General features: G+C 41.4%; 13 protein-coding genes and 1 tRNA gene. 12 read left to right on the top strand and 2 right to left on the bottom strand.

Going from position 1 to position 12,059, the window contains the following annotated elements:
* Positions 1–714: 714 nt before the first annotated feature.
* Both DW640_RS05175 and DW640_RS05170 read right to left on the bottom strand, forming a co-directional pair.
* Entirely contained in the window at positions 715–2,361 is a 1,647-nt protein-coding gene (locus DW640_RS05175) for a lipopolysaccharide assembly protein LapB (RefSeq protein WP_225664795.1), read from the bottom strand.
* 146 nt (positions 2,362–2,507) lie between these two features.
* A complete protein-coding gene (locus tag DW640_RS05170; protein WP_011108706.1) occupies positions 2,508–2,870 on the bottom strand; it encodes a DUF3244 domain-containing protein in 363 nt (120 codons plus the stop codon).
* A 396-nt stretch (positions 2,871–3,266) separates the two neighbouring features.
* On the opposite strand from DW640_RS05170, the gene DW640_RS05165 reads away from it, so the two are divergent.
* The 12 genes from DW640_RS05165 (at position 3,267) to DW640_RS05110 (ending at position 11,916) form a co-directional block, all read left to right on the top strand.
* Positions 3,267–4,115, top strand: a complete 849-nt coding sequence (locus DW640_RS05165) for a DUF4848 domain-containing protein (protein ID WP_225664797.1) — start codon at positions 3,267–3,269, stop codon at positions 4,113–4,115.
* Between the two features lie 87 nt (positions 4,116–4,202).
* Positions 4,203–4,784, top strand: coding sequence for a hypothetical protein (locus DW640_RS05160; protein ID WP_074859802.1), 582 nt, complete (start codon positions 4,203–4,205; stop codon positions 4,782–4,784).
* 180 nt (positions 4,785–4,964) lie between these two features.
* Positions 4,965–5,552, top strand: a complete 588-nt coding sequence (locus DW640_RS05155) for a TIGR00730 family Rossman fold protein (RefSeq protein ID WP_055219156.1) — start codon at positions 4,965–4,967, stop codon at positions 5,550–5,552.
* Positions 5,549–6,271 carry a DUF4271 domain-containing protein gene (locus DW640_RS05150; RefSeq protein ID WP_008767457.1) on the top strand — a complete coding sequence of 241 codons (723 nt, stop codon included), beginning with the start codon at positions 5,549–5,551 and terminating at the stop codon, positions 6,269–6,271. Before DW640_RS05155 ends, DW640_RS05150 begins: the two co-directional genes overlap by 4 nt.
* Positions 6,272–6,275: 4 nt before the next feature.
* A complete protein-coding gene (locus tag DW640_RS05145) occupies positions 6,276–7,022 on the top strand; it encodes a uroporphyrinogen-III synthase (RefSeq protein ID WP_008762834.1) in 747 nt (248 codons plus the stop codon).
* 5 nt (positions 7,023–7,027) lie between these two features.
* A complete protein-coding gene (gene rnpA, locus DW640_RS05140; protein WP_008762835.1) occupies positions 7,028–7,417 on the top strand; it encodes a ribonuclease P protein component in 390 nt (129 codons plus the stop codon).
* A gap of 32 nt (positions 7,418–7,449) precedes the next feature.
* Positions 7,450–7,689, top strand: a complete 240-nt coding sequence (yidD, locus tag DW640_RS05135) for a membrane protein insertion efficiency factor YidD (RefSeq protein WP_370448174.1) — start codon at positions 7,450–7,452, stop codon at positions 7,687–7,689.
* Between the two features lie 28 nt (positions 7,690–7,717).
* Positions 7,718–8,407: a TatD family hydrolase gene (locus tag DW640_RS05130; RefSeq protein ID WP_008767460.1), complete on the top strand. Its 690-nt coding sequence runs from the start codon at positions 7,718–7,720 to the stop codon at positions 8,405–8,407.
* A gap of 84 nt (positions 8,408–8,491) precedes the next feature.
* A complete protein-coding gene (gene tyrS, locus DW640_RS05125; protein WP_008762838.1) occupies positions 8,492–9,784 on the top strand; it encodes a tyrosine--tRNA ligase in 1,293 nt (430 codons plus the stop codon).
* A gap of 108 nt (positions 9,785–9,892) precedes the next feature.
* A tRNA-Gln gene (locus DW640_RS05120) sits at positions 9,893–9,966 on the top strand.
* Positions 9,967–10,230: 264 nt separating this feature from the next.
* Positions 10,231–11,073 (top strand): 5-dehydro-4-deoxy-D-glucuronate isomerase, encoded by an 843-nt coding sequence (gene kduI, locus DW640_RS05115; RefSeq protein ID WP_061473786.1) that lies wholly within the window; start codon positions 10,231–10,233, stop codon positions 11,071–11,073.
* 39 nt (positions 11,074–11,112) lie between these two features.
* Positions 11,113–11,916, top strand: a complete 804-nt coding sequence (locus DW640_RS05110) for a gluconate 5-dehydrogenase (protein ID WP_008762840.1) — start codon at positions 11,113–11,115, stop codon at positions 11,914–11,916.
* The last annotated feature ends 143 nt before the right edge of the window (positions 11,917–12,059 follow it).

Raw genomic sequence — 12,059 nt, 5'->3', positions numbered from 1 at the left:
AGCTTTTTCAGTTTCGTCCGCAAGCTCCCTGTCAGAAGGGGATAGCGGCTGAAAACACTGCTTTACAACCCCGTCTCTGACATACTTTGAAAGGGGGCAGGTGGTTTCAGTTCTTTCAGCCCTGACATACGGGCTAAATTTTGTAAGCCCTGAGCTGAACTTCATTCATCGCCGAGCTAAAGTCTGTTCGCCTCCGAGGTGAAAGTTGGCGAGCTGCCGGCTTATTTCAGATCAATCAAGCGAAGAGTGTGTTCTGATCAAACAGAGGGTCTGTTTGCCTTGGATACAGGCTCTGTTTGAGGTAAATGCAGGTTCTATTTCAACTGTTGGCAGAGTTTATTCATTATACACAGTGACTCGGATAGTAATTAGCGGAAAGCCTGTGTAGGAATGAATAAAATATGGGGAGATTTCCAACTCCTTGAATGGTGCTGGCTGACTTGCGGAATGGTACTGGCTGACCTGCGGAATGGTACTTTCTGACACACTGAGAGGTACCATCTGATATCTTGAACGGTATCAAGTTCGAAATTGTTTTTGGGGACTGAAAGGACTGAAGCACCTTACTCCCTTCATAAAGCTTCAAGAATGGAGTTGTAAAACTGTGCCTTCAGCCGCTATCCCCTTCCGACAGGGCGTTTGCGGGTGAAACTGAAGATTCTGAATGCGGGTATTTCTTCTTTGTGTGGAATATCAGAGATTTAGTTCATCTTTTTAAAAAGAGACAATGAAGTCATCTAGGTTTGCGGGTGTCCCTTCTTTATTGAATATCTTCTTATAAAGCTGTTTTCTGCTCATAGATACAGCGCTTTGTGTACGACATACCAATTGTGAAATTGTAGAAACTGGAATTTTAATTTTTAACAGTAAACAAATACGTAGTTCCATCTTGGTAATAGAGGGATGCAGTATGAATAACTTGTTGGTGAAATTGTCATATGTATCATTAATGATATTTTCTAGTTCTTTCCATTCTGTTTCGGTGAGTCTGATCGAGGAATCTTCTATCGCACGATAACAATAAGCATAAATATCAGACCTTCTAAGCGCTTCCTCAAGTAATGCTTGTTCTCTTTGTGATGTTTCGATAGCTTGATTGGTTTGTTCTAGCTTTTCCTTTTTTGCAAGTAAAAGTTTTTGTTGTAAATCATTGTTTTCCTGTTCGAACGATTTTACCTTTTCTTTTAATTCTTCAATTTTTTTCTTGTTTTCTTCTATATATAGTTGGCTTTTCCGATATTGTTGTTCGTTAATCTCATGAAGTTTTTTCTCTTGTTCCCGAATCATAGCTTTCCTGTTTCTATTATATCGAATAAGGATGATAACTCCTAAAACGATGGCAATAACAATAAAGATGATCCATGCTCGTTGTTCTGCATTTTTCTTGCGCAAATATTCTTTTTCTTTCTCAATATGTTGGTAATCATACAAAGCCTTTATTTTTCGCAAAGATTCTGTGTTGGATATGTCGTAAATGCTATCAGAACATTCTGTATATTTCTCCAGATATGCTAATCCTTCTTCATAGTTGCCACGTTCTTTTTCTATTTCATATAAATTCCGATAGGCTCCTATGTCTGAATATACATTATTATGTCCTATATTTTTCTTGAAGTAATAGGCTGCTGAATCTTTTTGTCCTATACTTACATAGAAATTTCCCCAAACATCATAATTTATATCTTTCTCATCTTGCCATTTACTATTTGTTTCTTGTAGCGTTTTCAATGCTTCGTCATATTTTCCCATTTGAATATAGATGCCTGCCAATTCTTCGAGAATATTTACTTCCCTTTGTATGTCTCCATTGCTATTAGCTAATTGGTATGCTTTGTTATAATAATAGATTGTGCTGTCTGTTATCTCAAGTAAATTGAATGCTCTTCCTAAATCTCGTAGTGCATAAGCGCTAGTAAGACTGTCTTTGCCTAGTTGTAAGTAGTGATAAGCGTTTCGATAAGCTTGTAGTACTTCCTCTGTGAGACCTTCATAGGCAAATAGAGTTCCCATTTGGCTGTATATTCGCCCCAATAAAGCGTAGTTCTTGCTATCTGTAGAGATATCAAAAGCTTTGTGGAAATAAGAAAGTGCTGTAGGACCTTCATGAAGATCAAGGTATACTCTGCCTGTGTAATAATAGGATTTTATCAGTTTGTCCTTATCATTCTCTCTTTCATAATAATCAGTGACGGATAACATTAGAGAATCAGACGTATGAGGCACGTAACATCTGTCACGTGCCTCTGTTAACAGCAGGTAATAGTACATTTTTGCTGATTGTGATTCCTTTGTGATACTCTCACTCAGAGAGTCTAAAATGGTTAATGCACTATCTGGATATTCTTTAATAATATTTTCCACCCGCAGTATTGTGTTGGGGTATGGGGCAGTGCATGAGAATAGGCATATAATGCTTAAATAGAATAGTATAAATTTTCGTCTTTGTTTCATTTGAATGTATGTATCATTGCGATTTTATTTGCGCAAATATACACATATATCAAGACTTATAATATAAAACAACCGATAATATAGTTTTCGCCGGATTTTATTTCGATAATATATTCTCCGGAAGATATATTTTCCAGAGTAAATACATGTTCATTGTTAGCTTGAATACTTGTAAGGTCTAGGTAGATAGTTTTGTTGAAGGAATCCTTTACTTCAATTATAATGTTTTCTAAATCTATATTAGCATGAATAAAGAGTGTACTCCCTTCGTAGTAAAGATTAAGGGGGGTAGATATTGGCACTCTAGTACTTGCTTTTACTTCCCAAGACTCTCTTTTTATTCTGATGCGATTTTTAGCTTGGAGTGCTGTGCATCCTAATACTGCAATAATTGCAATAAATAGTAGTTTTTTCATCATGATCGTTCGTTTATTTTTTTTGCAAATTAAAGGCTAATTGTCTGATTGTTTAGTATGGATGAGTTCAGAAATAATTCAGTTTTTAGATCAAATGGCATTTTTTATTTCTGAATTATTACTGAATTGAATATCTAGGTCGATACCTCCATTATCTCTACTTTTGTAGCAGATAATCTGGTCAAAGTTTTGGTAAGGGTATTTTGAGTACAGGATTATTGAAGGATAGAAAAAGCCATTAAATAATTGAGTCATAAAAAATAGCATAAAGATAGTTGCAACTACGAATTGATATTAACTAAAAAAGAAAAAACAATGAAAAAACTATTTTCAACACTGACACTAACAGTATGTTTAGGTGCATTTATTTCTTGTACCAATGATGAATAGGAAGTGAATATGGTTAAACCGACGAATGCTAATTCTGAAATAGAAGTAATAAACGACGGTACTATGATTAAATTTAAAGATGTGGAATCGTACGAGAATGCTCTTTTGAAAGTGAGTGCAATGTCTACTTCAGAACAAGTTAGTTTTCTTAATTCATTATCTTTTAAGTCTCAGATGATTCTGATGCAAGAAGCGGATGGTGAGTTGGATAAAATCTGTAATCAAGCTGCTGATAAAGCGGAGTTTGATGTTCTATATGAGAAATATAAACATAAATATGGTGATGTATTTATGTTTAATACTATCGATGCTACTGATCTGTCACCTTATTCAAGGCTTGTTTATGTAGCCAATGAATACTTTGTTAATATGAAAGGTGAATTTATGATTGGCGATTCTTTGGTTGTGGATAAGGTATATACTGACTTTAAAGAGCGTCAACAACAATTTACGGTTTCTACTCGTTCGTCTGTTTCAGATTTAAGTTCTATAAACGAAGCATATAGTCGTCAAAAAGATAGAAAAGTAGGATTATATTTATCTGTTTCATCAGGAATAATACATGCTAATTTTACTTCGCAAAAGAAAGGAGTCTTTGGATGGAGCCGTTACTCTACGACATACCATGCTAAAGTAAACCTTCGTGGTTTTGAGTTTGCTCAAGGAGAATTACTGGGGTATGGTCCAGTGTATGTAAATAAAGATGGTATTCCTTTTGCTATTGATACCAAAGAAATGGGTGGAAATGTAACCAAAGTTTTTGGACGTAAGTTAGCACAAGAGTGTACGGGTACAATAGAAATCTGGTCTCGGGGTGTGCCGTATGACCAAAGAGGATTTGCCACTGTGAGATTATAAAAGTGTAAATGAGGACGAAAGTAGCAACAACCATAAACTCTTTTGTCCTCATCATTTGTATATTAAATAATAAAAACTGAACTTCTAATGAAAACAATTACTAATTTAATATTTATAGCTTTGCTATTTATTACAGCATCATTATCTGCACAGGAACATGGTCCTGTTTTAGGAGGCTCTTTAGGAACATTGCATGAAAAAGTGAGTGTGGTTTCCAGTAATTTTGAGGGATATAAACTTCATTATCATATTGGATATGCTTATCGGCAGTATTGGGGTAATCGTAAATTTGCAATGGATGGCATTGCTCTTTTTGGCTCGCAGGGGACTGATTATCAAGCCTTCAATTCGGATAGTCCTAAGTATAGTGTAAACGGAAAATATCTATCAATAGGGACTGTGTTCAGTTATGAATGTTTTTCTAATTTTAGACTTGGAGTCGGAGCAGATGTGGCTTGGTATGTAAATCGATTGGGTGCATCTACTTATAATAGCAAAAAAAATGCGATCGATATACCTATTGTGGCAAGAGTTAGTTATACGCTGAAATGGCTTGAACTACAACTATCTTATAAACAAGGTACTTGCAATCTGATGAATACTAGTGGTGTTGGAAAAGTAACTTCACGAAATATTCAATTTTCTGTTTTTATGCCAATATTTAAATAATGAGTGTTGAAGTAGGAGAATATAGGCTTGACTGTGCTATTTATAGAAATAGAATATGCAGTCTTGCCTTCGTGTTTATTCTTCTATCTTCACTTTGACATAAATTGCACATTCATTTTGATATGTATATGATTTCTTTGTACTTTTGTACCCATTCATCCAGTAAACTTGCAAAAGACAATGAATCAGATACATTCCGTATGCGTATACAGCGCATCCAGCACTAAGATAGCCCCCGTATATTTTGAAGCAGCCGAAAAACTCGGCAGCCTGCTTGCCAAACAACATATCCGTCTGATAAACGGTGCCGGAAGCATCGGACTGATGCGCTCCGTAGCCGACGCAGTTCTGAAGAATGGCGGTGAAGTGACAGGTGTTATCCCCCACTTCATGGTCGAACAGAACTGGCATCACACTGGGTTGACGGAATTGATCGAAGTCACTTCCATGCACGAACGCAAGCAGAAGATGGCGAATCTGAGCGACGGCATCATTGCCTTGCCGGGCGGATGCGGCACTTTGGAAGAATTGCTTGAAATCATCACATGGAAACAGCTCGGACTGTATCTGAATCCGATTATCATCTTGAATATAAACGGCTTTTTTGATCCGCTACTCCAAATGCTCGAACGGGCCATAGAGGAAAACTTCATGCGCCAGCAACACGGTGATATATGGAAAGTGGCACAAACACCGGAAGAAGCGGTGGAGTTACTTCAGACAACTCCCGTATGGGACGCTTCTATCCGTAAATTTGCAGCCATATGATAGCCGATATACTGAACTCCGGATTCGAGGGAATCCCTATCTCCTACTCTCCCCGTACGGATGATGTGATTGCCTTGACATTGCTTGCCTGCTTCTTTCTTTCCTCCATCGCTCTGGCTCGTGGAAAGAAGTTTCTCACCCAACAGGTGAAAGACTTTGTACTGCATCGCGAGCGGACAAGCATTTTTGATAGTTCTACGGCAGCCGATGTGCGCTATCTCCTCGTACTGGTAGTGCAGACCTGTGTATTGACAGGTATCGTGTTCTTCAATTATTTTCATGATACATGTCCGATGCTGATGACCAAGGTCTCCCCTCTCCTGCTATTGGGGATTTATGTCGGCTTCTGTCTTGCCTATTTTTTACTGAAATGGTTACTTTATATGTTCCTCGGATGGGTGTTTTTTGACAAAAACAAGACAAATATATGGCTGGAATCTTATTCTACGCTCATATATTACGTCGGATTCGCCCTTTTTCCTTTTGTTCTATTCCTTGTTTATTTCGATCTGAATCTGACCAATTTAGTGATAATCGGACTAATTATTCTAATTTTTACTAAAATATTGATGTTTTATAAGTGGGTAAAGCTTTTTTTTCATCAATTAAGTGCGGCTTTCCTATTAATTTTGTACTTTTGCGCTCTTGAAATCATACCCTGTCTGCTACTCTATCAGGGAATGATCCAGGTAAACAATGTATTGCTAATAAAAATTTAGGACGTTGAAAATTAAAAAAGTACTAGTTTCGCAGCCTAAGCCTGCGTCAGAGAAATCTCCCTATTACGACATAGCAGAGAAATATGGCGTAAAAATAGATTTCCGGCCGTTTATAAAGGTCGAGAGTCTTTCGGCGAAAGAATTCCGGCAACAGAAGGTTTCAATTCTTGATCACACTGCCGTTATATTCACTTCACGCCACGCAATCGATCACTTCTTTAATCTGTGTACGGAGCTGCGTGTGACTATTCCGGAAACAATGAAGTATTTCTGTGTCACAGAAGCGGTTGCATTGTACATTCAGAAGTATGTGCAATATCGCAAACGTAAAATCTTCTTCGGTGCTACCGGAAAGATTGAAGATTTGGTGCCATCTATCGTAAAGCATAAAACGGAGAAATATCTCGTCCCTATGTCGGACGTGCACAATGATGATGTGAAAAACCTGCTCGACAAGAATAACATACAGCATACAGAAGCTGTAATGTATCGCACAGTGAGCAATGACTTTACATCGGATGAGGAATTTGATTATGACATGCTCGTGTTCTTCAGCCCTGCCGGAGTGACTTCTTTGAAGAAGAACTTCCCGGACTTTGACCAGAAAGAGATCAGAATCGGTACCTTCGGGTCGACTACCGCGCAAGCTGTACGCGACGCCGGACTCCGTCTGGACCTTGAAGCACCGACTGTGCAGGCTCCGTCAATGACGGCTGCGCTTGATATGTTCATCAAGGAAAACAATAAATAAACAGCGTGAGCGTATATACTTTGCGTAAAGCCGAAAGGCTGAATAGTAAAATATTGATCGGAAAGATGTTTGAAGGCGGCCATTCCAAGTCGTTTTCCATCTTTCCGATACGCGTTGTATATATGCCCATAGAACAAGGTGAAGTGCCGGCAACGATACTTATCAGCGTATCGAAGCGGCGTTTCAAACGTGCTGTAAAGCGCAATCGGGTGAAGCGGCAGATACGCGAAGTCTACCGGAAGAACAAACAGCCACTGCTGGACGGTCTGCAAAACAAGGGGCAGCGTCTGGCAATCGCTTTTATCTATCTGTCGGACGAACTTGTAGCCACTGCCGAACTGGAAGAGAAAATGAAGACAGCGCTTTCGCGCATTTCTGAAAAGTTATCCTTATGAAACCCCGTGCTCACCGGGTGTCCGTCTGCTGGATGTCCCTGAAAAGTCTTGTGAGGAAGGTGTTTTCATTCTTACTGCTGATTCCTATCTATTTTTATCGGGTGTGTATTTCGCCCCTTACCCCTCCGTCTTGTCGGTTTACGCCCACCTGTTCGGCCTATGCGGTCGAAGCAATCAAGAAACACGGTCCCGTCAAAGGACTCTATCTGGCTGTCCGGCGCATCCTCAGATGTCATCCGTGGGGTGGTTCCGGTTATGATCCTGTGCCTTAGAAGCGATTTACCCTAAAGAACGAGAGATATGGAGAATAACGCGAGTCATATTCTGGATATTCATACTCACAAGTCGGAGGATGCTTCCCACGGCAGGGCGATTATCAATTTTCCATTACCGGTGGATGATTCGCTGTGCCTGTCGGCTTCGGATGTCAGGACGGCAGGTAAAGAGGGATATTTCTATTCGGCCGGCATTCATCCCTGGAAACTGACGGAACGCAATGCGGAAGAGCAATTTGAACTTCTGCAGCAGTTGCTTGTGAAAGAGCAGTTTGTGGCGGTAGGAGAGGCGGGTTTCGATAAACTGACAGCTGCTCCGATGGAGCTTCAGGTAAGGATGTTTGAGAAGCAGGTGGAATTGTCGGAGAAATATCGGTTGCCACTGATTATTCATTGTGTGAAGGCGATGGATGAGTTGCTGGCGGTGAGGAAGAAACTGAATCCGGCTCAACCCTGGATTTGGCACGGCTTTCGCGGGAAACCGCAGCAGGCAGGGCAACTGATAAAGAACGGCATTTATCTTTCTTTCGGTGCGCATTATTCGGAGGAAACGGTGAAGGGAGTGCCTGTCGGTCGCCTGTTTCTGGAGACGGATGACAGTCCGGTCGACATTGAAGAAGTGCTGAAGCAGGTGGCGAAAGCACGAAGCACGGATGCGGAAGAGCTGCGGCAGGCGATTCGGGAAAATATTCAAAAAGTCTTTTTTAGGCGTTAAGAGTTGTATCTTCCGAGAAAGAGTCGTACTTTTGTCGCACATGGAATTGAAAGACAATAAAAACCTAATAAAAAGAGTAATACGATGAATTTTGTAGAAGAATTGAGATGGCGTGGCATGCTGCAGGACATCATGCCGGGAACGGAAGAGTTGTTAAACAAAGAGCAGGTGACTGCCTATTTGGGTATCGACCCGACTGCCGATTCGCTACACATTGGTCACCTTTGTGGAGTGATGATCCTTCGTCATTTACAACGCTGCGGCCATAAGCCGCTGGCACTCATCGGTGGCGCTACAGGTATGATTGGAGACCCTTCCGGAAAATCGGCAGAACGTAACCTGCTGAACGAGGAAACATTGCGTCACAATCAGGCGTGTATCAAAAAACAGCTTGCCAAGTTCCTCGACTTCGAGTCGGATGTGCCTAACCGTGCTGAATTAGTGAACAATTATGACTGGATGAAAGAGTTTTCTTTCCTTGACTTTGTTCGCGAAGTAGGTAAGCATATCACTGTAAACTATATGATGGCAAAGGATTCTGTAAAGCGTCGCCTCAACGGAGAAGCACGTGACGGACTGTCATTCACCGAATTTACTTATCAGCTGCTTCAAGGCTACGATTTCCTTCATCTGTATGAAACTAAAGGATGTAAACTTCAGATGGGCGGTTCCGACCAGTGGGGAAATATCACTACCGGAGCAGAACTGATCCGCCGTACCAATGGGGGAGAGGTGTTCGCGCTGACTTGCCCGCTGATCACAAAAGCTGACGGTGGTAAGTTTGGTAAAACTGAATCTGGAAATATCTGGTTGGACCCTCGTTATACTTCTCCCTATAAGTTCTACCAGTTCTGGCTGAACGTAAGCGACTCTGATGCAGAACGCTATATCAAGATTTTCACTTCGATCGAGAAGGAAGAAATCGAAGCATTAGTGGCCGAGCACCAGCAGGCTCCGCACTTGCGTGCTTTGCAGAAACGTCTGGCCAAGGAAGTGACTATCATGGTTCACTCCGAAGAAGATTACAATGCAGCGGTAGATGCGTCTAATATCCTGTTCGGTAACGCTACTTCCGAGTCGTTGCGCAAGTTGGACGAAGATACGTTGCTGGCTGTATTCGAAGGCGTACCCCAGTTTGAAATCTCTCGTGACGCCTTGGCGGAAGGAGTGAAGGCTGTTGATCTGTTTGTCGATAATGCGGCTGTATTTGCTTCGAAAGGCGAAATGCGTAAGTTGGTTCAAGGCGGTGGCGTATCATTGAATAAAGAAAAACTGGAAGCTTTTGACCAGGTTATTACGACTGCCGATCTGCTTGACGGGAAATATCTGCTTGTTCAGCGTGGTAAAAAGAACTATTTTCTGCTGATCGCGAAGTAAAATTCAGCGATTTGCAAGGTGGCAAAGTAAAAAAGTAATCGAAATATTTGGAGGTTTGCTTGCAAACCTCTATCTTTGCACCGCTTTTTAACAGAAAGCGCATATGTTTGTCCTATGGTGTAATGGTAGCACAACAGTTTTTGGTTCTGTTTGTCTAAGTTCGAATCTTGGTAGGACAACCAAAAGGAAGCTCTGATAATCATTGATTATTGGAGCTTCCTTTTTTTATATCGTTTTGTATCATTGAAAATAGTCGTCAAACTCCTTCAAAACGTATTATAGTTCGTTAAAAAGATGTACATTGCATCAATTCTGGACATTTTTGGTGGATAATTGGAACAAAATTGCAAGGTTAACCCGTTTTCTTTTACTATTTTTGCATCGTGTACGTAAACGATGTGCATTTGAGAAAGAGAGCTTATTCAATAACTATAAATAAATAAGGTATGAAAACGAACTATGAAATTCGCTATGCTGCGCATCCCGAGGATGCAAAAAGTTATGATACTGCAAGAATCCGTCGCGATTTCTTAATCGAAAAAATATTTGTTTCCAACGAAGTGAATATGGTGTACTCCATGTACGACCGTATGGTTGTAGGCGGCGCGCTTCCGGTAGGAGAGGTGCTGACACTCGAAGCGATCGACCCGCTGAAGGCTCCGTTCTTCCTGACCCGTCGTGAAATGGGTATTTACAATGTAGGCGGACCGGGAGTAGTGAAGGCCGGAGATGCGGTTTTCGAACTTGACTATAAAGAAGCCCTCTACCTTGGTTCGGGCGACCGTGTGGTGACGTTCGAAAGCAAAGACGCTTCCAATCCTGCCAAATTCTATTTCAACTCACTGACCGCACACCGCAACTATCCCGACCGTAAAGTGACGAAAGCGGATGCCGTAGTGGCTGAAATGGGCTCGTTGGAAGGTTCCAACCACCGTAACATCAATAAGATGCTGGTCAATCAGGTATTGCCTACCTGTCAGCTGCAGATGGGTATGACGGAACTTGCTCCGGGAAGCGTATGGAACACGATGCCTGCCCACGTGCACAGCCGTCGTATGGAAGCTTACTTCTACTTCGAAATCCCCGAAGAGCACGCTATCTGCCACTTTATGGGTGAGGTGGACGAAACTCGTCACGTATGGATGAAGGGCGATCAGGCTGTTCTGTCTCCCGAATGGTCGATCCACTCGGCTGCGGCTACCCACAACTATACCTTTATCTGGGGTATGGGCGGTGAAAACCTCGATTATGGCGATCAGGACTTCTCATTAATTACAGATTTAAAATAAACAACTACAATAGTTTTCATCATTTAATAACAAAAAATTATGAATCAGTATTTGAATTTTTCTTTGAAAGGTAAAGTAGCTCTCGTTACAGGTGCTTCTTACGGTATCGGTTTTGCAATTGCTTCTGCTTACGCAGAACAAGGCGCTACTGTATGTTTTAACGACATCAACCAGGAGTTGGTAGACAAAGGCATGGCTGCCTATGCTGAAAAGGGAATTAAAGCTCACGGTTATGTATGCGACGTAACAGACGAACCGGCTGTTCAGGCAATGGTTGCTACTATCGAGAAAGAAGTAGGTACGATTGATATCCTTGTTAATAACGCCGGTATTATCCGCCGTGTTCCTATGCACGAAATGGAAGCTGCTGACTTCCGTCGTGTGATTGATATCGACTTGAACGCTCCGTTCATCGTTTCTAAGGCTGTGTTGCCTGCCATGATGAAGAAGCGTGCCGGTAAAATCATCAACATCTGCTCTATGATGTCTGAGCTGGGTCGTGAAACTGTATCGGCTTACGCTGCTGCCAAAGGTGGTCTGAAGATGCTGACCCGCAATATCTGCTCTGAATATGGTGAATACAACATTCAGTGTAACGGCATCGGCCCGGGTTATATCGCTACTCCGCAAACTGCTCCTCTTCGTGAGAAACAAGCAGACGGAAGCCGTCACCCGTTCGATTCATTCATCTGCGCCAAGACTCCTGCCGGCCGTTGGTTGGATCCGGAAGAACTGACAGGTCCTGCCGTATTCCTGGCTTCTGAGGCTTCTAACGCTGTAAACGGTCATGTTCTTTACGTAGACGGTGGTATCCTGGCTTATATCGGAAAACAGCCGAAATAACGATAACAAGAGATTATTATAAGGTGATAGGGTGGTAAGGAGATTCTTTACCGCCTGTCACCTTATCGTTTTTCTGTTGAATAGTTTACGGTTTACATTTATCCCCTTTCGTTTTTTTACCTGATTCTATCCCCTTATTTGTT

This window comes from Bacteroides sp. AM23-12 (genome assembly GCF_003434395.1).
GTDB lineage: Bacteria > Bacteroidota > Bacteroidia > Bacteroidales > Bacteroidaceae > Bacteroides > Bacteroides thetaiotaomicron.
This window is presented reverse-complemented; position numbering and strand designations above follow the sequence as displayed.

Coding starts and splice junctions, on each gene's coding strand:
- DW640_RS05170 (WP_011108706.1), bottom strand. CDS start 2,870: ATGATGAAAAAACTACTATTTATTGCAATTATTGCAGTATTAGGATGC.
- DW640_RS05165 (WP_225664797.1), top strand. CDS start 3,267: ATGGTTAAACCGACGAATGCTAATTCTGAAATAGAAGTAATAAACGAC.
- DW640_RS05160 (WP_074859802.1), top strand. CDS start 4,203: ATGAAAACAATTACTAATTTAATATTTATAGCTTTGCTATTTATTACA.
- DW640_RS05155 (WP_055219156.1), top strand. CDS start 4,965: ATGAATCAGATACATTCCGTATGCGTATACAGCGCATCCAGCACTAAG.
- DW640_RS05150 (WP_008767457.1), top strand. CDS start 5,549: ATGATAGCCGATATACTGAACTCCGGATTCGAGGGAATCCCTATCTCC.
- yidD (WP_370448174.1), top strand. CDS start 7,450: ATGTCCCTGAAAAGTCTTGTGAGGAAGGTGTTTTCATTCTTACTGCTG.
- DW640_RS05130 (WP_008767460.1), top strand. CDS start 7,718: ATGGAGAATAACGCGAGTCATATTCTGGATATTCATACTCACAAGTCG.
- tyrS (WP_008762838.1), top strand. CDS start 8,492: ATGAATTTTGTAGAAGAATTGAGATGGCGTGGCATGCTGCAGGACATC.
- kduI (WP_061473786.1), top strand. CDS start 10,231: ATGAAAACGAACTATGAAATTCGCTATGCTGCGCATCCCGAGGATGCA.
- DW640_RS05110 (WP_008762840.1), top strand. CDS start 11,113: ATGAATCAGTATTTGAATTTTTCTTTGAAAGGTAAAGTAGCTCTCGTT.